An 18,889-nucleotide genomic window follows, 5' to 3' on the forward strand; every position below is an offset into this window, starting at 1 on the left:
TCAGTGGCCGTCGCGGCCCCCGGACGGATCCCAGCCATGGTTCCCGCTCCAGCCGTGGTGCCCGCCCCAGCCACCGTAGCCACCCCCGCCGCCCGGGCCGTCCGGCGGGCAGTACGGGCCCGAGCAGCCGCCCTCGCTCCCGGAGAGGGGCCGGTCCGTCACCGATGCGCTCGCGCTCGGGGCGGCGGTCCGCGTCGGTGTGCTCGCGCTCGCCGCGGCCGCCGCGCGGGACGGCTCGGCGTCGTGCGTCGCCGTGGGCGTCGGTGAGGCCACGGCGCCCCAGTCGGCCGTCTGCATCCGCAGCGTGTTCGAGGTGTCCGCGTGCCAGCGCTGGGTGTCGTCCCCGGTCCGCGGCTTGAGTACGAGCGAGGCGTCCCGGGAGGAGGAGGCGGGGGTCAGGGCCAGGTCCTGGTCGAAGCGCGGTACGAGCGCGCCCTGGAGGGTGAAGTCGTAGCGGACGTTCTTCCCCGCAGACCCCGTGGCCCCCGCGCAGGCGACGAGTTGGACCGAGTAGCCGAGGTGGGAGTCGAGGCACAGATCCGGCGCGGCGGCGCTTCGCAGCAGTCCGTCGGTCTCGTAGGCCCACTGCTGGGTCACGGAGGCCGCGCAGGACAGCAGCACGGCCTCGGCGCCGACGACCGCCTTGTCCTGGTCGAGGCCGATGCACAGACCGCTGTCCTCGTTGCGCAGCCGGCCCTCGAAGGCGCCGGTGGGCACGTCGGCGGCGGCGCCGATCAGGGAGGGCGATCCGGAGCCGCTCGTCGCTCCCGGGCTGGGCTCACCGGACGGCGTGCCCTTGCCGGTCGCGGCGCCCTCGCCCGACCTGGCGCCGGACCACACGGCCAGCGGGATGAGGACGAGCGCGCTCACCGTGGCCACGGCGAGGGTGAGTTGCCGACGACGCGGCGAACGCCGGGGAGCCTTGCGCCCGTTGGCGGAGCGCCGGCCTGCGGCGGTCGGCACCGAGGCGTCGTTGTCCGGGGCGCCCGTCGCGGGGGCGCCCTGAGCGCCGGGACCGGCCGGGCCGACGGGGGCCATGGAGTCGGTGGCGGCAGCGGTGGCCCGGGGGCGTACGTCGGCCGGGTCGACCAGCGGCTCCCCGCCGACCAGGGGTTCGCCGCCGACGAGGGGCTCGCCGCCGACCAGGGGTTCCCCGCCGACGAGGGGCATCACGGGCGGTGCAGGTGCCGTGGCCCCCGCGCCGGGCTCGTTCTTCGTCTCCAGGTAGGCCTGCGCACCCCAGCCGAGCACGCCCTCCGCGAGCAGCAGCGGAAGGCGCCGGTGGAAGCCCTCCAACTGCTCGGCGGCCTGGTGGCAGTGGACGCAACCGTCGACATGACGGCGCAGGTCGGGATCGAGCACGCCGTCCTCCCGGCGCAGTGAGGCGTCCAGCAGGCCCGCATAGCGACGGCACCCCTCGTCGGGGGCGGACTCGCGATGGACGTCCAGACACCCCTCGCGCAACTGCTCTCGCGCGCGGTCCAGCCGTACTGCGGCGTCGGCCGTCCCCAGGCCCAACAGGGCGGCGGGGACGACGAGTTCCTCGCGCTCCACCTCGGCGTGCCACAGCAGACAGCGGGCGGGCTCGGGGAGCCGCTGGAAGGCACGGGACACCAGACGGCGGGTCTCGGGGGGCAGTAGCCGCGCCGCGGCACGCTCGCCGCTCGCGGGGTCGGAGCGGAGGTCGGGGTGCAGCAGGGCGTGCCGGTGGTCGGTCAGCCACTCCCCCGCGAGACGCCGGATGGTGACGAGCAGATGGGGCCGCCACGCGGCCGTGGGCCCGCCCTGCCGGGCGGAATCCTCGAAGAGCCGGGTGAATGCCGCCGTGGTGAGCATTCCGGCGGGGTGAGCCCCGTCCGTGCACAACCGGGCGTAGGAGAAGGCGGCCTCCCAGTGGCGGCCGAGCAGTTCGCCGACCGGATGGTGTACGGGCCTCTTGCCGGCGGACTTCTTCAGCTCGGCCGCGAGCTGTTCGTCCGTAGCGTCGTACGACGGGAAGGAGTCCGGGGAATTCCGCTGGGCCCCGCCTTGCACGTCCACGTTCCTCCAAAGCCCGCACGGAAGTTCTTTAGTACATACCAATGGAGGCACCATCCGACCGATCACGCATGGGGAAGTGCCCTGAGGATTATCCGGTATATCGAACACTCGCCCGAGGTAGCTCCGGTGAAGCGGGCGGTGCACGACATCGTCGGCCGCGCTGCGGTAAAGGGAATGGTCCACGCGCCGACAGTGACACTTTTGCACAGGTCGCCGAGCACGAACAAGACAGGCCCTCACTTTTGCATTCCTGTGCCCCGCCGGTGAGTTGACAGAAAGTCAATAGATCGGGAATCGGCGTTGGAAATGCCGGGTTGTCCGGTTCGCTCGCCCGGATATTCATCCAGTGGTACGGCGCTGCGTCGAGCGGTAGGCGGTCGGTGGGTGCGCCGCCACCGGCGACGCACCTGTTTCCCTCTCAGACCTGCCGCCCGAGGAACGCCAGCAGTCGCACGTGCGCCGCCGCGCCCTCCGGGGCCGGATTCTCCGGCCCGAACATACCGGGCCTGCGGAAGGCGTCCATACCGGTGCGCCGCATGTGCGTGAGCAGGTCCTCGCACAGCCGGTGCGTCCGGTCGGCGACTGTCGCCAGGTCCACCCCGTGAACGAGCACCTCGGTGAGGTGGATCAACGCCGCCATCGGCCCGGGGACGGGCCCGAACCCGAGTCGGACCATCGCCTTGGCGAGGTCGGCGTCGGTGGGTGCCGCCTGCTGCCAGGCCGCGCGGTCGGCCTCGGCGGCCGCCTTGTAGGCGTGGACCGGATCGGTGCCGAGCCAGTCGTCGTGGTGCTCGCCGCCGGGGTCGGTGCCGGTCAGCTCGGCGGCGAAGATCCGCATGCCGCCGACGACGTGATTGAGCGTCGTGCGCGCATCCCACTCCGGGCAGGGGGTGGGCGCGGACCACACGTCGCCGCCGATCGCTTCGACCACCGAGCCCGTCATGGCGAGCGCCCGCCCGATGCGCCCGACCGCCGCGGGCCGCTCGACCACCACGCGGGCCAGCCAGTCGTAGATCCGCGCGAACGCCAGCCGCTGGGCGCCGGACTGACAGTACGCCTCCGCACCCTCACGCTCCTTGAACGCCATGAAGGTCTTCTCACAGGTCAGGTGGTCGTACAGTTTCTCCGGCTGCCCCTTGAAGAACCCGTCCTCCTCGCCGGAGCAGACCAGAACCGGGCAGGCGATCCGCTCGGCGATGCCGTCGCGCAGGTGGTAGTCGAGGTAGGCAGCGGGGAACACGCGCGGGGTGTCGACGCCCATCGCGAACATGCCGTGCTCCAAAGCCCACTTGGTGCTGGGATCGGAGGCCATGGCGGCCTCGAGCGCCGCGTCGATGCCGAGGTCGTGCGGAGCCCGCAGCCGCCGCTCGGCCTCCTGGCGGGGCAGCGGGATGGAGGCGGTGCTGATGTCGCCGAGGTCGTAGACGCCGTCGAGCGCGATGACGGCTGCGATCCGGCGGTCGAACACGGCGGCGCGAGGCGCGAGGCAGCCGCCCATGCTGGCGCCGAGGACGGCGATCCGCTCCGGGTCGACCCCGGGAAGCGTCTCGGCGTAATCGAGCACCGGTGTGACGACGTTCTCCCAGTCCGGCCTGAACATCAGCCCCTGACGGTGGCGTGTGCCGGGCTGACCGGGGCCGTCGAAGGTCAGGACGGTGCAGCCGCGTTCGACGGCCGCCGCCGCGCCGAAGAAGTGCATCTCCTCGGCGGTTCCGTCGAAGCCGTTGAACATGACCACGGTCGGGCGCGGCGCGCCCGAGTCGTCGGAGCGGTAGAGGTAGCCGGGCAGGGTCGTGCCGTCGTAGGGATCTCGACCGGTTCGACGGCGGGGTGAACAGGGCGGCGGCCTGGCGGAAGCAGTGCACGGAGGAGTCGTAGGCGTCGCGGATGCGTGGGCCGGCGCCGTCGCCGTGCAGGAAGAACTCGGCACAGCGGTAGTAGTTCGAGGCGCGCAGGAACCCGTCGCGGGCGCTGACGCGGTGGCCACCCGCCAGGGAGGTGCGCGCCTGGCCGGCGACCCTCTCGGCGGTGGCCAGCCAGCGGTCGTGCCAGCGGCTACGGCACCTTCGCGGTGGCCGAGGTCGCCGCCCGCGCCGGTGTCGCCGACAGCAGCATCTACCGCCGCTGGGGCAGCCTGGAGGCGCTGCTGATGGACGTGGTCGTCAGCCGCCTCACCGAGCACTCACCCATGCCCGACACCGGCGGCCTCGCCGGCGACCTGCGCGCCTTCGCCGCCAAGGCCGCCAAGGACGTCTCAGGGCCGGACGGCCTGGCGCTGCTGCGAACCGTCGTCACAGTGCTGGCCGCCGGCCCGTCCGGCGAAGCAGCCCGCGACCGATTCCTTCGCGCCCGCTCCGAACAGATCCAGGGCATGCTCGACCGGGCCCGCGCACGCGGCGAGCATCCTCCCGACGCGCTGGAGATGCTGGACGTCATCCTGGCGCCGATGTACGTCCGGGTGCTGTTCGGCGTCGGACCACTGACATCGGACTACATCGACGGCCTGGTCGACCGCGCGCTCGCGCGCTGACCGAGGTGAACCGGCACTGAGCCACGGCCCTCAGGAGGCGAAGGCGAGGATCTCCTCGGCGACCGCCCGGGGGTTCTCCAGCAGCATGGCGTGCGTGGCGTCGACAGGGACGACCGTGACGTTCGGCCGCTCCTCGGCCAGCGCGGCGAGGTCCCGGGCGAGCCCCTTGGCGTAGGCGGCCATCATGTGGTCGAACCAGTCCAGATCCGGAACGCGGGGCACCTGCCGCCGGGCGCGGCCGAGCAGCAGCGGCGCGGTCATCCTGCGGAAGAGGCCGAAGAGGTCGAGGGAGTCGATCACCGCGCACATTTCCAGCATCTCCCTCCGGCCGGGGCGCAGTTCCAGCATCCCGTCGCCCCGCTCCCGCACCGAGCGCAGCACACCGGCCTCGAGCAACTCATAGGGGATGCCCAGCTGTTCGGAGATCACGCGCTCCTCCGCGAGCAGGTTCCTGAGCCCCTCCGCGGGCAGTTTCCTCTTCCGGTCGACGACGCTCAACTCCCTGATCTGGGCGAGGCGTTGTACGACTTGACCCGGGTCGAGACCCACGTACTGGTCCGGGCGCCCCCAGCCGAATCCGTCGAGGTTCACCGCGCCGGGGGTGACGTCCGGGTGCTCCAGCGCGTACCGCACGGCGAGCATGCCGCCGAGAGAGTGCCCCACGGGAAGGGCGCCGGGGATCCCGTGGTCCGCGAGGACCTCCTCGATGTCCGCGAGCACCTCGGGCAGGCGCCACGGACCGGAGGGCGAGTGACCGTGGCCGCGCAGATCCATGGCCAGCACCCGGTGGTGCGGCACCAGCAGGGGTGCGACGGCGGCCCAGTCGGCGAGCGTGCGTCCGGCACCGTGCAGGAGCAGCAGGGGCGGGCCTTCGCCTCCGTGGTCGTGCAAGGCCGGCACGATGCGGTCTCCGGTCATGAATCGACAGTAGAGCGCCGCGGCGGTCTCCGCTGTCAGCGCGAACGGAGCAGGTCCAGGGCCCGCTCCCACCGGAACTCGGGACGCCCGCCGTCCTCGTCCGTCTCTCCGGCGTACGGGTCCCCGAACCGGACCCCCATGCCGCCCAGCCGTTCGAGGCTGGCGCGATAGGCGGGATGGGCCGCCAGCGCCTCGCTCACACAGGGCAGGACGGCGATCGGCACACCGAGCCCGTACGCCTCGCACAGGGTGCCCAGTGCCAGGGTGTCGGATATCCCGGCGGCCCATTTGTTGACGGTGTTGAAGGTGGCCGGGGCCACGACGACGGCGTCCGGGTCCGGGAACGGCCGGGGGTCGCCCGGGGCGCGCCAGGCGGACCGGATCGGGTGGCCCGTCCGCGCCTCGACGTCGTCGGTGTCGAAGAAACGCAGGGCGAGCGGGGTGGCGATGACCCCCACCTCCCAGCCGTCCTCCAGGGCGGCCGCGACCAGTTTGCCGACGTCCTGGGCGATGCCCGCGGCGCAGACGACGACGTACAGAAAGGGTTTCGAGACGTCCTGGGTCACGCCTGCACTCTAGGCCGTCCACCCGGCACGATGCGGCGCGCCGACGCGCTGCTACCGTAGAGAACGCTGGTTCTCTCGGTCGGGGACCCCAGAAGGAGTTCGTGCATGGACAGCGAAGTCGCCCGCGACCGGGCGCTGGACGCGGCGGAGAAGCTGTTCTACGGCCGTGGCATACAGAGCGTCGGGATGGACGACATCCGCGGCACCTCAGGTGTGTCCCTCAAGCGGCTGTACCAGCTCTTCCCCGCCAAGGAGCAGCTGGTCGAGGCCTATCTGGAGCGGCGTGACGTGCGCTGGCGGCAGCGGCTGACGGAGCACGTGGACCGGCACACGGACCCCGTGGAACGCATCCTGGCCGTGTTCGCCTGGCTGCGGGAGTGGTTCGCCGAGCCCGGGTTCCGCGGCTGCGCCTGGATCAACTCGTACGGCGAGCTGGGCGCCACATCACCCCGCGTGCTGGCTCTCGTACGCGCCCACAAGCGGGCCTTCAGGGCGTATCTGGCCGGTCTGGTGTCCGACGCCGGGCTGCCCGCCCCCCTCGGCGACCAGCTGTTCCTGCTGGCCGAGGGCGCCATCGTGACCGCGGGCACAGAGGCCTCCACGGAGCCCGCCGATCAAGCGGGCCGGGCTGCCGGGCTGCTGCTGGCGGCCTACCGGTGACGCTCCGGCAGGCCGGATGCCACCGCCGGACGACGGCGGACCGCCGCTACGGCGCGGTGGGGCCCGCACGGGCCGACGGTGGCCGCCGAGGACGGCTCCGGTGGCGTCCCCCGCTGTCCTCTCTGTCCTCGAAGTTCTCGAAGTTCTCGACTCGGAGCCGCAACGGTGTCAGCTCGCCCGGGAAGCCTCGACTCCTTTCTCGCTGATGGTGATGGCGCTCACCGGACAGGCGCGTGCCGCCTCCCGCACCAGCGGGTCGCCGCCACCGTCCTCCTTGCCGGGCAGGACCTCGCTGTAGCCGTCGTCGTCCTGGGTGAAGACGCCCGGCGCGGTCAGGGCGCACTGGCCCGCACCGATGCAGACGTCCCTGTCGATGGAGATGGAGATGGAGATGTCATCAGTCATGGTCGACAGCCTCTTACCAGGTCACGGGGAGTTCCAGCATCCCCTGGATCGTGTCGCCCGGTTTGAAGGGAATCTCCTCCGGCGGTGCGGCCAGTCGCAGCCCGGGGAGCCGGTCGAACAGGGTGCTCAGGGCGAGCTCCAGCTCGGCCCGCGCCAGGTTCTGGCCGAGGCACTGATGGATACCGAACCCGAAGGCGACATGGTGGCGGTTGGTGCGGTGCCAGTCCAGGAGATCCGGCTCGGGGAAGGCGGCGGTGTCCCGGTTGATGACGGACGTGGAGAACAGCACACCCTCGTCGGCGCGGATGGTGCACCCGGCGACCTCGATGTCCTCGGTGGCCACCCGAATCAGCCCGTCGGCGATGGACAGGAAGCGCAGCAGCTCCTCGACCGCGGCGGACATGAGGCCCGGGTCGCCCCGCAGCTCCGCGAGTTGCTCGGGGTGCCTCAGCAGGGTGAACGTGCCGAGGGAGATCATGTTCGCGGTCGTCTCGTGCCCGGCGACCAGCAGCAGCGTGGCCAGCGAGACCAGCTCCGACCGGTCCAGTCCTCCGTCCCGCAGCTGCTCCTGGATCAGCTCGTCGAGCAGTCCGTCCCCCGGCCGCTCGCGCTTGGCGTCGATCAGGTCCCCGAGGTAGGCGTCCAAGCGGTCACGGGCGTCCTGGGTGTCGGCCGGGGTGGGGCCGCGCAACAGCCTGCGGGACTGCTCCTCGAAGAACTCGTGGTCGGCGTAGGGGACGCCGAGCAGCGCGCAGATCACCATCGACGGCAGGGGCAGCGCGAAGGCGCTCACGAGCTCGACCGGCGGGCCGGCCGCCTCCACGGCGTCCAGCAGCCGGTCGACGGTCTCCTGGATGCGCGGACGCAGGACGTTGACCCGCTTGAGCGTGAAGTTCGGAACCAGCATGCGGCGCTGTGTGCGGTGCTGGGGGTCGTCCATGCCGAGCAGGGTCACCCTGCGGTCGCGGACGGCGGCGAAGCGTGGGTTGGTCGCCGGGAAGGTGTCCTTGTTCCGGTCGGAGGACAGGCGCGGGTCCGCCAGGAGCTCCCGGGCCGTGGAGTGGCCGGTGACCACCCAGACGTCGCGTCCGTCGTAGAGCGTGACGCGGGTCAGGGGCCGCTCGCTGCGCAAGGGGTCGTAGGCCGCGGGCGGGTGGTAGGGGCAGGTGCGGTCCTGGGGGAAGGCGACGGTTTCTGACTGGGTCACAGCGGGTTTCGTCATGTATGACCTCGCAATGTATGACCTCGCAGGCGAAGATTCGCTCTTGCCGATCATCATCAATTAGATGCCCGAGGCATCTACAGGGCCACCCGAAGTTCGGCCAGATCCGCCGGATGCCGTATGTGGCCGAAGCCTGTCGTCGGCCGACGGCCGAAGGCGGCCGACGTCCGGCCGTGAACCGCCGTCGGCAGGACGCCCGTACCGCCGCACCCTGCGGGAGCGCGTCGTGCGCCCCCGCTCCGACCATCGTAATTCGCTTGCCCGCGCATCCGCCGCTCCTGAAGGATCGGCGCATGTTCACCGCCGAAACCGTGCTGCCGCCATCTGTCGCCCCCGCATGTTCCGGCCGGGGCCGACAGCAGCAGTCCGGCCATCCCCGGAGGCTCTCGCCGCGCCGGTCGTGACCGCCGCGTTGGTGGCCGGACTGGTCGCGGGATACGGCATCGCCGTACCCGTCGGAGCGGTCTCGGCCTATCTCCTCTCCCTCTCCGCCCGTACGTCCCTGCGCACCGGTGTGTGCGCCGCGCTCGGTGTCGCCACGGCCGACGGCATCTACGCCCTGGCGGCGACCGGCGGCGGCACCGCCCTCGCCGCCGCCCTGCAACCGGTACTGGTCCCCCTGCGCTGGGTGTCCGCGCTGGTGCTGGCCGCCCTCGCCGTGCGCGGCGCCGTCGGCGCACTGCGCCGGTACCGCTCCGAGGGGCGGGCCGTCCCGGAGCGCGCGGCACCGGCGGGACCCGGGCGGGCGTATCTGGGGCTGCTCGGCGTCACCCTGCTGAACCCGACCACGGTGATCTACTTCGCCGCGCTGGTGCTGGGGGGCCGCGCCACGGACTCCGTACGGCCGCTGGAGCAGGGGCTGTTCGTCCTCGCGGCGTTCGCCGCGTCCGCGAGCTGGCAGCTGGTGCTGGCCGGGGGCGGCGCGCTGCTCGGCCGGGCGCTGACCGGGCGGCGCGGGCGCCTGGTGACGGCGCTCGTCTCCAGCACGGTGATCGCGGCGCTGGCGGTGCGAGTGCTGACCGGTCCCGGGTGAGGCGGCGGCGATCCGGGCTCCGCGCCGGAAGCGTGGTGTGGATGAAACCGGGTGCGGCTGGTGTTGAATCACGAAGCATGCGTTCGCGGCAGGACTGGGTCCGCCACGCGGCGGACGCGACAACAGTCGTACGCGACGATGGGACGGATGACATGCCTCTTGAGGGCGAGTACGAACCCAGCCCGACGCAGTGGGTGCGCGAACAGGTGGATCTGTACGAGCGTTCCGGTGGCACCGAGGGCACCACGCTCCAGGACACGGGGATGCCGGTGATCATCCTCACGACTCTCGGGGCCAAGAGCGGCAAGATCCGCAAGACTCCGCTGATGCGCGTGGAGCACGAGGGCCGGTACGCCGCGGTGGCGTCGCTGGGCGGCGCGCCCAAGCACCCGGTCTGGTACTACAACGTGACGGAGCATCCCACGGTGGAGCTCCAGGACGGGCCGGTGCGCCGGGAGATGACGGCCCGTGAGGTCACGGGCGAAGAGAAGGCGCAGTGGTGGGAGCGGGCCGTGGCCGCCTTCCCGCCGTACGCCGACTACCAGAAGAAGACGGACCGGGAGATCCCCCTCTTCGTGCTGGAGCCCACCGGGAAGTGAGTCCCGGCAGTGGCGGGCCGCGCGGCGCTCTCGCCGTGCGGCCCGCCCTTGTGTCACGGGGACTCAGCCGGGCAGGGGCTGTTCGGCCCAGATGGTCTTGCCCTGGTCGGTCTGCCGGCTGCCCCAGCGCTGGGTGAGCTGGGCGACCAGCAGCAGACCTCGGCCGCCCTCGTCGAAGACGTGTGCCCGGCGCAGATGCGGCGAGGTGGAACTGCCGTCGAAGACCTCGCAGATCAGTGAGCGGTCGCGGATCAGCCGCAGCCGGATGGGCGATCCGCCGTAGCGGATCGCGTTGGTCACCAGCTCGCTGACCACCAGCTCCGTGACGAACGCGGTCTCCTCCAGGCCCCATTCGGCCAGCCGGTCGATGGCGTTCTGCCGTGCGGTGGCCACATACGCCGGGTCCGTGGGGACGTCCCAGGTGGCCACCCGGTCGGCGCCCAGGGCCCGGGTGCGCGCCATCAGCAGGGCCACGTCGTCGCCGGGCTCGTCGGGCAGCACCGCCTTCAGCACCCCGTCGCACAGGGCGTCGAGGGAGTCCTTCGGCACCTCCAGCGCATGGCACAGTGCGTTGGTGCCGCAGTCCAGATCACGCCTGTGGCCCCTGATCAGCCCGTTGGTGTAGAGGGCGATCAGCGAGCCCTCCGGCAGCTCCAGTCGAAGGCACTCGAAGGGCAGACCGCCGACTCCCAGGGGCGGCCCGGCCGACATGGTGACGAGGTGTGCGCTGCCGTCGGGCCGCAGCACGGCCGGGGCGGGGTGTCCCGCCGCGGCCAGGTCCAGGCGGCACGAGACCGGATCGTAGATGGCGTACAGGCAGGTGGCGCCGAGTTCGGCGACCTCGTCACCGGCTCCCTCCGACGCGAGGTGGGAGACCAGGTCGTCAAGATGGGTGAGGAGTTCGTCGGGCGCGAGGTCGACGTCGGCGAGGGTGCGGACGGCGGTGCGCAGGCGCCCCATGGTCGCCGTGGACCCGATGCCGTGGCCGACCACGTCGCCCACGACCAGGGCGACCCTGCTGCCGGACAGCTGGATCACATCGAACCAGTCCCCGCCGAATCCGGCCGTCGACCCGGACGGGACATAGCGGTGGGCCACTTCGAGACCGACCGGTCCGGGCAGGGCACGCGGCAACAGGCTGTGCTGGAGGGCCAGCGCGGTCGACCGCTCGCGGGCGAAGCGGCGGGCGTTGTCGATGCAGACGGCCGCCCGGCTGACCAGTTCCTCGGCGAAGACGGTGTCGTCGGCCGCGTAGGGGTCCGGGTTGCGGATGCGCACGAACACCGCGACGCCCAGGATCGTGTCGCGGGCCATGAGCGGGACGGCCATCAGGGAGTGAGCGCCGTTCCGGGCCGCGGGGTCGCCGACGTCCCGTGCGTTGCGCTCCTGCGCCCAGTGGTCGAAGTCGGCTTCGCCCGCCCTGCGGAGCACGGCCCGGCACTCGCGCAGCGCGCGTGCGGGAGGCGAGTGCGGCAGATAGATGTCCTCGTCTCCCAGCCTGACCGCGGCCTCGGGTGTCCCCTCGGTGACGGACCGGTGGGCGATCCGGCGCATGACCGGGTCGCCACGTTCCGTGGGCCCTTCGTCCTGGCCGAGGACCCAGCCCAGCAGATCCACGCTGGCGAAGTCGGCGAACCGCGGGACCACCACCTCCAGCAGCTCTTCGGCGGTGCGCGGCACGTCCAGCGTGGTGCCGATGACGACCGCGGCCTCGTTCAGCAGCATCAGGCGTCGCCGGGCCGAGTACTGCTCGGTCTCGTCGACGGCCGCCACGGCGACCGCGGTCACCTCGCCGGCGGCGTCCTTCACCGGCCACATGTCGATGGTCCAGGCATGCTCATGGTGCTGCGGCAAGGGACGGGTGTGGTTCTCGTAGTGCACGGGGCGCCCGGTCTCCGCGACTTGGCGCAACGAGCGGTGGAAGTGCCAGCCGGACTCGTCGTCCTCGGACAGGAGATCGGCGAAGCGCCGTCCCGCGAGCGTGTCCGCCACCGCCTCCAGGAGCTCGGCGGCCCTGTCGTTGGCGCGCAGAAAGCGCAGCTGTGTGTCGTACACGGACATCGCGACCGGTGCCTGCTGATACGCCAGGGCCACCACCAGCGACTCCGCCGCCTCGGGCGTCGTGGTCACCACGAAGCCCTGCGGCTCGCCGTCCACGCCGAGCACCGGGTAGGCGCTGACGCGCAGGGGGAAGGAACCACCGTCCCGGTGCCGCAGGACGACGGTGCCGGTGAGCGCGGTCAGCACGGGCGGGGACACGTTCTCGGCGAGCAGGTCCTGCGCCGCGCGACCCACGACCTCCTCGGCCGCGTATCCCGTCAGCCGCCGTGCGCCCTCGGTCCATCCCGTCACCGTGCCCCGGGCGTCGACGATCGCCGCGGCGGCGACTTCTTCCATATGGTCCAGAATGATCCCTCGCGGACTTTGCCTCAACCCGGCCCGGCGGCGGTGACGGCGGTCGTACGGTCCGGGGTGCTGGGGTAGGTACGGCGGCCGGGCGGGCGCCGGGTGCGGCGCGCGAGCCGGGGCCCCGGGCGGACACCAGGTGGAACGCGGCAGCCGGAGCCCCGGTCAGGCGCGGGCGTGCCGGCGGGCCGACTCGTTCTCCTGGGCCAGGCGCCGCAGCGCGAGCAGTGCGGGCTCCAGCAGGACGGTCAGCAGCAGCGCGCGCTCCATGACCTCCAACGAGTCGTCGATGCCCTCCAGTTGGTCGAAGTCGAGCGCCGCGGTCCGCTCCGCCAGCCGCGCGTACGGCAGCAGGACACGCCAGTCGAGCGGGACGCCGAGGCCACGCAGTGAGGCCAGGGTCTCGGCGAGGGTGGTCCTGGCCGGGGCGCCCGTGTGGACCGCCCAGCCCAACTCGTCCACCAGCCGGTCGACCTCGCCACGCTCCGGGGAGCCCTCCGGGGCGTCGCCGCCCGGCTCCCCGCCCGGGCCGATCGCGCCGAGAGCGAGGCCCAGCAGCACATGGATGTCGCCGGTGTGCTCCTCCAGGGCGCCCAGGAGGTCCCGGGTGATGCTGACGGACAGGCCCCTCGGGCCGGTGAGCGCGCGGATCAGACGGAGCCGGCGCAGATGGTCGTCGTCGTACTCGGCCTGGGTCGCGGACAGTTGACGGCCGGGCGGGAGCAGGCCCTCACGGAGGTAGTACTTGATCGTCGTGACGGAGACGCCACTGCGGCGGCTCAGTTCGGACAGACGCATCGGGGCGGCTCCACTCTGGTCATTGGATACCTTCACTGTCTAACATGGATAGTGGAGGTATCCAATGGGACCTCCGATCATGCCTGCCCGCTGTGCGCCCCTTTCGGTCTCCGCGCACCGCGGTGCCCTCGACTCCCGCCGGAAGAAGGACGCGCCGTGCCCACACTCCGCTGGACCACCGTCAGCACTCCCCCGTCGGACGCCGAGGCCTTCGTGATGGCCTCCCGGCTGGAGGTCCGTTCACTCACCGACGTACCGCGGTTCTTCCTGAAGTCGCTCGCGGCGTGGAAGCAGGCCCGCAGCGCGCCGGGCGCGTACGGCGTCTCGCTGGTCGCCCAGCCGTTCAAGCGCACGTTCTGGACACTGTCGACCTGGGAGAGCAAGCAGGCCGTGTACGCGTACGCCAAGGCCGAGCCGCATCGGTCGGTCATGACCGGTCTGCGCTCCACGATGAGCCGCTCGGTCTTCACGTTCTGGCAGGTACCGGCCGCGGAGCTGCCCCTCGGCTGGGCGGACGCCCGGCGCCGGCTGGCCGAGCAGGAACACCGCGAGGCACAGACCGCCGAGGGGCCCGCCACGGCCGTCTGACTTCGCCTCGCGCTGTCCACCGGCCGGGCACGCGGCCGTCAGGTCCCGCCGTACGCCCTCGCGGCGGCGGGGCCCGTCGCGTCGCCGTTGGCCTGCCGCTCCGCCGCACGGGTCGGGGCGTCCGTGATGTCGAGGAAGATCTGGTCGGCCTCGGGGACGGTGTGCGCGACCGAGCGTTTGATGCGCACCGCGACCTCCTCGACCTCCTCGCTGTCCAGACCGGGGACCAGGTCGACACGCGCGGCCACCAGGAGGGACCCGAGGCCGAGCTGCATGGTGAGCAGCGCCTCCACGCTGTCGATCTCGGGCTGCGCCTTCAGCAGCGCGTGGATCCGCTCGCTGAGCTCCGGATCGGCGGCCTGGCCGATCAACTGGTCCCGGGCGTCCCGGCCGAGCCGGTAGGCCACGTAGACCAGCAGGGCGCCGATGGCGAGCGAGGCGGACGCCTCCCACACGACGCTCCCGGTGACCATGTGCAGCGACATGCCGGCGATCGCGAGCAGCACGCCGAGCACCGCCGTGCTGTCCTCGGCGAGCACCGTGCGCAACGCGGGGTCGCGCAGTCGCTGCGCGGTCGTGCCCTGCTGCCGGTGCACCTGGTGCAGGCCCCGCGCCAGCGAGGCGCCCTCCGACAGCAGTGCGACCCCGAGCACGGCGAGCCCGGCCGCATAGCCGCTGTGCGACTCCTTCGCGCCACCCTTGAGGGCTCCGAGCCCCTGGAAGAAGGAGAAGCAGCCGCCCATCACGAAAATGCCGACGGCCGCGAGCAGCGACCAGAAGAACCGCTCCTTCCCGTAGCCGAAGGGATGGCGGCGATCGGCCGGGCGACGGCTGCGGTGCAGCGCGGCCAGCAGGAAGATCTCGTTCAGGCTGTCGGCGACGGAGTGCGCGGCCTCCGACAACAGCGCGGGCGAGCCCGCGAACAGTCCGCCGACCGTCTTGGCCACGGCGATCAGCAGGTTCGCGCCGAGCGCCACGAGCACCGTGACACGTGTCCTGCCGTCCGAGTCCCCGTCGTGCCGCGCGGGCCCGTGTTTGGGCGCATCGCCGTCCGGAGGCTCCCCCGCCGTCCGTGGCCCTTCCCGCTCGTCCGCGTTGGATGATGTCCCGCTCACCTCGCCCGACTGCCCCCGTCGACCGATCTCACACGGCGCCGGGACGTAAATCGGGGGACAGAGGGGGAACCCAACCACCGTGCGGGCGAACGTCCGCGTCAGGAGGCGGGGAATGAGCGACGGCAACAGCGCGTACGGCAAGAAGAAGTTCAACCGGTCCAGAAGCCACTTCGCCGACCGGATCACGGCGGACGGGCGCGACGGCTGGCCGGTGGCGGAAGGGCGCTATCGACTGGTGGCCTGCCGGGCCTGCCCCTGGGCGAGCCGTGCCGTGATCTCCCGGCGGCTGCTCGGCCTGGAGGACGCGCTGTCGATGGGCATCGTCGATCCGATCCAGGACGACCGCAGCTGGCGGTTCACCCTCGACGCCGACGGCCGCGACCCCGTTCTCGGCATCCGCTTCCTCAGCGAGGCCTACGACACCCGGGAGACCGGCTATCCGGGCGGCGTCAGCGTGCCCGCGATCGTAGACGTGCCGAGCGGGCAACTGGTCACCAACGACTTCCAGCAGATCACCCTCGATCTGGCCACCGAGTGGACGGCCCTGCACCGCGAGGGGGCTCCCGACCTCTACCCCGAGCGGCTGCGCGACGAGATCGACGACGTGATGCACGGCGTGTACGAGGACCTCAACAACGGGGTGTACCGAGCCGGGTTCGCCACCGACCAGAAGGACTACGAGGAGGCGTGCACCGCGGTGTTCCACCGGCTGGAGTGGCTGTCGAAGCGTCTGGCCGGGCAGCGGTACCTGGTCGGCGACACGATCACCGAGGCCGACATCCGGCTGTTCACCACGCTCGTACGTTTCGACCCCGTCTACCACGGCCACTTCAAGTGCAACCGGTGGAAGCTGGCGGAGGACCCGGTGCTGTGGGCGTACGTCCGCGACCTGTTCCAGACACCCGGATTCGGGGACACCGTCGACTTCGACCACATCAAGCGGCACTACTACGAGGTCCACACGGGGATCAACCCGACCGGCATCGTGCCGCTCGGACCGGAGTTGGCCGGCTGGCTCTCGGCGCACGGCCGGGAGGAGCTGGGCGGGCGCCCGTTCGGGGACGGGACACCGCCCGGACCGGTACGGCCGGGCGAGGAGGTCCCCGCCCCCGGGCGGCCTTGAGAACGCCCCAGGCAACGGGTGGACGAGCGGAGCGGAGCGGCGAGGGCCACGCACACGACGAAGGAGAAGAACGTGTCCAAGGGCAAGAAGGGGAAGGCCGGCCTTCCCCTGGTCTACAAGCCGGTCGGGTTCGCCCTCGGCTGGGCGAGCGGCGCCCTCGCGGGGGTCGTCTTCCGCAAGGCGTGGAAGGCGATCCGACACGAGGACAACGCACCCGACGCGCTGGACAAGGACCGCGGCTGGGGCGAGATAGTGCTCGCGGCGGCCGTCCAGGGCGCGCTCTTCGCCGTGGCCCGCAGTGTGGCGGACCGCGCGGGGGCGAAGGCGATCGAGCGGTCCACGGGTGTGTGGCCGGCCACGACGAAGGGCGGCCGGGACTGAGTCCCGCGCCGCCGCGCGGCCAGGCGCCGTCTCAGCCCTGCTTCGGCGCCGTGGCCCTCGTCAGACAGAGGGTGAAGGAGTGCCCGGCGGGGTCGGCGTAGCCTCGTTCCTCGAACGGCCCCGCCGCGTCCTTTGCCTCCAGCGGACGGCCGCCCAGGCCGACCACCCTGCGCTCGGCCTCGTCGAGGTCGTCGACCAGGAAGTCCAGATGGACCTGGAGGGAGTTCTCGGGGCGGGGCCAGCTCGGCGGGGTGGCGTTCGCGTCGCGGCGGAACGCCAGCCGCAGCCCGTCCGGGCTCCGTATCTCCACCCGGTTCGCGGTGGCGTCGGTCTCCTCGGCGCCGAGCAGTTGCTGATAGAACACGGCGAGCTTCTCGGGCTCGGCGCAGTCCAGGACCACGACGCCCGCCACGACCGGTGACATGCTTCCTCCCTGTGTGCCCAGGGCGGGCTTCCCCGCCCGCGTCCCTCTCCGGATATCCCCCTCCTCCGCATTCAGTCGGCTTGCGCCGGGCGGGAGCCGCGCTGCCGTGAGACGTCCGGGGGAATTCCGAGACACCTGTCCAGGTATGCTGGACATCTGTCCATGTCAGTTGTCTTCGGGGTGGGGTCGGTCGTCGATGGAGATCGTGGCGAACGTGCTGGTGGGGCTCGTGGCCCTGCTGCATGCGTACATCCTTGCGATGGAGATGTTCCTCTGGGAGAAGAAGCCAGGGCGCGGGCTGCACGGGTTCGCGCCGGAGATGGCGCGCGCCACCGCGCCGATGGCCGCCAACCAGGGCCTGTACAACGGGTTCCTGGCGGCCGGTCTGGTGTGGGGGCTCGTGGCCGGCGACCCGACCGGGTACCGGGTGCAGGTCTTCTTCCTGGCCTGCGTGGTCATCGCGGGCGTGTTCGGGGCCGTCACCGCCAACCGGCGCATCCTGGTCGTCCAGGCGCTGCCCGGCGCGCTCGCCCTGGCCGCCGTGCTCGTGGCGCGATGACCGCGGCGGAGCCGGCGGACCCCCGGGCCTCCCGCACCCGTGCGCGACTGCGGGAGGCCCTGCTGCGGGAGTGCGCCGAGCGCCCGCTGGAGGAGATCGGCGTCGCCGCGCTGGTGCGCCGGGCCGGGGTCGGGCGTGCCACGTTCTATGTGCACTACGCGGATCTGGAGGCGCTGGCGGTCGACGCCTGCGCCGATGTCGTACGGGAGGCGGTGGACGCGCTGCACGCCTGGCGCGGCCGGCCGGACCCGGTGCACGCCCCGGCGGCACTCCACGACTTCTTCGCGGGGCTCGCCCCGCACGCCGCCCTCTACCGGACGCTGCTCACGCCGGGCGGCGGCGGCCCGCTCGGCCGTGTACTGCACCGGGATCTGCGCGCCCGCAGCCTCGCCGAGCGTGAACTCGCGGGCGCCGCGGACGCGCCCCTGGTGGCGTCCGCCGTGGCCGCCTCCTTCGCGGGTGTGCTGGCGGACTGGCTGCACGGCTTGATCGAGGCGACACCCCGTCAGATCGCTGACCAGTCGTGGCAGTTGCTGGTCGCCCTGCACCGCAGTCGGTGAACGGCACTCCCCTCAGCGGACCGCCTGGAAGGTGCGGCGGTACGCCTGCGGGGACACACCGATCGCCGCGTGCAGATGCTGGCGCAGCGAGGCGCCCGTGGCGAAGCCGACCTCACCGGCGATCTGGTCCACCGACAGATCGGTGGACTCCAGCAGATGACGGGCGCGGACGACCCGCTGCTGGATGAGCCAGCGGCCGGGGCTCAGGCCCACCTCCTCCTGGAAGCGGCGGGCGAAGGTGCGCAGGCTCATCCCGGCGTGACGGGCGAGATCGGCCAGCGCGAGCGGCTCATCGAGGTGTTCGAGGGCCCAGGCGCGGGCCGCGGCCGTGCTCGCCGCCCCCTGCTGGGGAATCGGCTGCTCGATGTACTGGGCCTGTCCGCCGTCCCGGAACGGCGGCACCACACACCGCCGGGCCACCGCGTTGGCCAGCGCGCTGCCGTGGTCCGTGCGCACGATGTGCAGACAGACGTCGATCCCGGAGGCGGCTCCGGCGGAGGTGAGGAGCCGTCCGTCGTCGACGAAGAGCACGTCCGGGTCGAGGTCGACCTGCGGAAAGCTCCGGCGGAACTGGTCGACGACCTGCCAGTGAGTGGTCGCCCTCCGGCCGTCGAGCAGGCCGGCCGCCGCGAGCACGAAGGCCGCCGTGCAGATCGAGACGATACGGGCGTCCGGGCGGATCCGCGCGAGGGCCGCGGCGACGTCCTCCGGAAGGTCCGGGGTGATGTACGAGGGCGCGACGGACGCGACCACGACGGTGTCGGCCGTGGCCAGAACCTCCGGCCCGTGCTCCACCGTGATCGAGAAGTCCGCGTTGCTGCGCACCGGCCGCCCGTCGACCGAACAGGTCAGCACCTCGTAGCGCCCGTCGGCCGCGCCGAAGATCCGGCTGGGGATGCCCAGCTCGAAGGGGTAGACGCCGTCGAGCGCCAGGACCACGATCCGTTCCACATGCCGCATGG

General features: G+C 72.2%; 20 protein-coding genes. 9 read left to right on the forward strand and 11 right to left on the reverse strand.

Translation table 11 applies throughout. From position 1 onward, the window contains the following. Together ACFYX0_RS29535 and ACFYX0_RS29540 are read right to left on the reverse strand one after the other, a co-directional pair. Nucleotides 1-2,040 (reverse strand): ricin-type beta-trefoil lectin domain protein, encoded by a 2,040-nt coding sequence (locus tag ACFYX0_RS29535; RefSeq protein WP_388974532.1) that lies wholly within the window; start codon nucleotides 2,038-2,040, stop codon nucleotides 1-3. Nucleotides 2,041-2,458: 418 nt separating this feature from the next. Next, nucleotides 2,459-4,222: a TIGR03086 family metal-binding protein gene (locus tag ACFYX0_RS29540; RefSeq protein WP_388974534.1), complete on the reverse strand. Its 1,764-nt coding sequence runs from the start codon at nucleotides 4,220-4,222 to the stop codon at nucleotides 2,459-2,461. Here ACFYX0_RS29540 and ACFYX0_RS29545 point away from each other — a divergent pair. Beyond that, the gene (locus ACFYX0_RS29545; protein WP_388974536.1) at nucleotides 4,112-4,570 is read left to right on the forward strand and encodes a TetR/AcrR family transcriptional regulator C-terminal ligand-binding domain-containing protein; all 459 of its coding nucleotides are present in this window, start codon (nucleotides 4,112-4,114) and stop codon (nucleotides 4,568-4,570) included. The two genes, ACFYX0_RS29540 and ACFYX0_RS29545, sit on opposite strands and share 111 nt — an antisense overlap. A 30-nt stretch (nucleotides 4,571-4,600) precedes the next feature. On the opposite strand, the gene ACFYX0_RS29550 is transcribed toward ACFYX0_RS29545, so the two are convergent. Together ACFYX0_RS29550 and ACFYX0_RS29555 are read right to left on the reverse strand one after the other, a co-directional pair. Next, nucleotides 4,601-5,488 (reverse strand): alpha/beta hydrolase, encoded by an 888-nt coding sequence (locus ACFYX0_RS29550; protein ID WP_388974538.1) that lies wholly within the window; start codon nucleotides 5,486-5,488, stop codon nucleotides 4,601-4,603. A 35-nt stretch (nucleotides 5,489-5,523) separates the two neighbouring features. Beyond that, the gene (locus ACFYX0_RS29555; RefSeq protein WP_388974540.1) at nucleotides 5,524-6,054 is read right to left on the reverse strand and encodes a flavoprotein; all 531 of its coding nucleotides are present in this window, start codon (nucleotides 6,052-6,054) and stop codon (nucleotides 5,524-5,526) included. A 105-nt stretch (nucleotides 6,055-6,159) separates the two neighbouring features. Between ACFYX0_RS29555 and ACFYX0_RS29560 the strand changes: the two genes are divergently transcribed. Next, a complete protein-coding gene (locus tag ACFYX0_RS29560; protein WP_388974542.1) occupies nucleotides 6,160-6,714 on the forward strand; it encodes a TetR/AcrR family transcriptional regulator in 555 nt (184 codons plus the stop codon). 168 nt (nucleotides 6,715-6,882) lie between these two features. Here ACFYX0_RS29560 and ACFYX0_RS29565 read toward each other — a convergent pair whose 3' ends face one another. Both ACFYX0_RS29565 and ACFYX0_RS29570 read right to left on the reverse strand, forming a co-directional pair. Beyond that, the gene (locus ACFYX0_RS29565; RefSeq protein WP_311695364.1) at nucleotides 6,883-7,101 is read right to left on the reverse strand and encodes a ferredoxin; all 219 of its coding nucleotides are present in this window, start codon (nucleotides 7,099-7,101) and stop codon (nucleotides 6,883-6,885) included. 31 nt (nucleotides 7,102-7,132) lie between these two features. Continuing rightward, complete coding sequence (locus ACFYX0_RS29570; protein WP_388974544.1) at nucleotides 7,133-8,341, reverse strand: cytochrome P450; 1,209 nt, start codon at nucleotides 8,339-8,341, stop codon at nucleotides 7,133-7,135. Between the two features lie 400 nt (nucleotides 8,342-8,741). Between ACFYX0_RS29570 and ACFYX0_RS29575 the strand changes: the two genes are divergently transcribed. Together ACFYX0_RS29575 and ACFYX0_RS29580 are read left to right on the forward strand one after the other, a co-directional pair. Then, entirely contained in the window at nucleotides 8,742-9,374 is a 633-nt protein-coding gene (locus ACFYX0_RS29575; protein WP_388974546.1) for a LysE/ArgO family amino acid transporter, read from the forward strand. Nucleotides 9,375-9,526: 152 nt separating this feature from the next. Beyond that, a complete protein-coding gene (locus tag ACFYX0_RS29580) occupies nucleotides 9,527-9,973 on the forward strand; it encodes a nitroreductase family deazaflavin-dependent oxidoreductase (RefSeq protein WP_388974548.1) in 447 nt (148 codons plus the stop codon). 63 nt (nucleotides 9,974-10,036) lie between these two features. Here the strand turns inward: ACFYX0_RS29580 and ACFYX0_RS29585 are convergent, their stop codons facing one another. Both ACFYX0_RS29585 and ACFYX0_RS29590 read right to left on the reverse strand, forming a co-directional pair. Next, nucleotides 10,037-12,370, reverse strand: coding sequence for a SpoIIE family protein phosphatase (locus ACFYX0_RS29585; protein WP_388974550.1), 2,334 nt, complete (start codon nucleotides 12,368-12,370; stop codon nucleotides 10,037-10,039). 174 nt (nucleotides 12,371-12,544) lie between these two features. After that, a complete protein-coding gene (locus ACFYX0_RS29590) occupies nucleotides 12,545-13,177 on the reverse strand; it encodes a MerR family transcriptional regulator (protein ID WP_355915877.1) in 633 nt (210 codons plus the stop codon). 156 nt (nucleotides 13,178-13,333) lie between these two features. Here ACFYX0_RS29590 and ACFYX0_RS29595 point away from each other — a divergent pair, with 156 nt between their 5' ends. Then, entirely contained in the window at nucleotides 13,334-13,765 is a 432-nt protein-coding gene (locus ACFYX0_RS29595) for a DUF3291 domain-containing protein (protein ID WP_388974551.1), read from the forward strand. A 38-nt stretch (nucleotides 13,766-13,803) separates the two neighbouring features. On the opposite strand, the gene ACFYX0_RS29600 is transcribed toward ACFYX0_RS29595, so the two are convergent. After that, on the reverse strand, nucleotides 13,804-14,748 hold the full coding sequence (locus ACFYX0_RS29600) for a cation diffusion facilitator family transporter (protein WP_388974639.1): 945 nt from the start codon (nucleotides 14,746-14,748) through the stop codon (nucleotides 13,804-13,806). A 244-nt stretch (nucleotides 14,749-14,992) separates the two neighbouring features. Between ACFYX0_RS29600 and ACFYX0_RS29605 the strand changes: the two genes are divergently transcribed. Together ACFYX0_RS29605 and ACFYX0_RS29610 are read left to right on the forward strand one after the other, a co-directional pair. Beyond that, nucleotides 14,993-16,003, forward strand: coding sequence for a glutathione S-transferase family protein (locus ACFYX0_RS29605; RefSeq protein WP_388974553.1), 1,011 nt, complete (start codon nucleotides 14,993-14,995; stop codon nucleotides 16,001-16,003). Nucleotides 16,004-16,075: 72 nt separating this feature from the next. Further along, a complete protein-coding gene (locus tag ACFYX0_RS29610; protein WP_311695280.1) occupies nucleotides 16,076-16,384 on the forward strand; it encodes a DUF4235 domain-containing protein in 309 nt (102 codons plus the stop codon). A 31-nt stretch (nucleotides 16,385-16,415) separates the two neighbouring features. Here ACFYX0_RS29610 and ACFYX0_RS29615 read toward each other — a convergent pair whose 3' ends face one another. Beyond that, nucleotides 16,416-16,808, reverse strand: a complete 393-nt coding sequence (locus tag ACFYX0_RS29615) for a VOC family protein (RefSeq protein ID WP_355915865.1) — start codon at nucleotides 16,806-16,808, stop codon at nucleotides 16,416-16,418. Between the two features lie 196 nt (nucleotides 16,809-17,004). On the opposite strand from ACFYX0_RS29615, the gene ACFYX0_RS29620 reads away from it, so the two are divergent. Both ACFYX0_RS29620 and ACFYX0_RS29625 read left to right on the forward strand, forming a co-directional pair. Continuing rightward, the gene (locus ACFYX0_RS29620) at nucleotides 17,005-17,367 is read left to right on the forward strand and encodes a DUF1304 domain-containing protein (RefSeq protein WP_388974555.1); all 363 of its coding nucleotides are present in this window, start codon (nucleotides 17,005-17,007) and stop codon (nucleotides 17,365-17,367) included. Next, nucleotides 17,364-17,927: a TetR/AcrR family transcriptional regulator gene (locus ACFYX0_RS29625; RefSeq protein ID WP_388974557.1), complete on the forward strand. Its 564-nt coding sequence runs from the start codon at nucleotides 17,364-17,366 to the stop codon at nucleotides 17,925-17,927. The genes ACFYX0_RS29620 and ACFYX0_RS29625 overlap by 4 nt, the downstream gene beginning before the upstream one ends. A gap of 12 nt (nucleotides 17,928-17,939) precedes the next feature. Here ACFYX0_RS29625 and ACFYX0_RS29630 read toward each other — a convergent pair whose 3' ends face one another. Then, nucleotides 17,940-18,887: a GlxA family transcriptional regulator gene (locus tag ACFYX0_RS29630; protein ID WP_388974559.1), complete on the reverse strand. Its 948-nt coding sequence runs from the start codon at nucleotides 18,885-18,887 to the stop codon at nucleotides 17,940-17,942. Between the last annotated feature and the right edge of the window lie 2 nt (nucleotides 18,888-18,889).

The sequence above is a fragment of the Streptomyces sp. NPDC002573 genome, from assembly GCF_042889625.1.
Classification (GTDB): Bacteria; Actinomycetota; Actinomycetes; order Streptomycetales; family Streptomycetaceae; genus Streptomyces; species Streptomyces gibsoniae.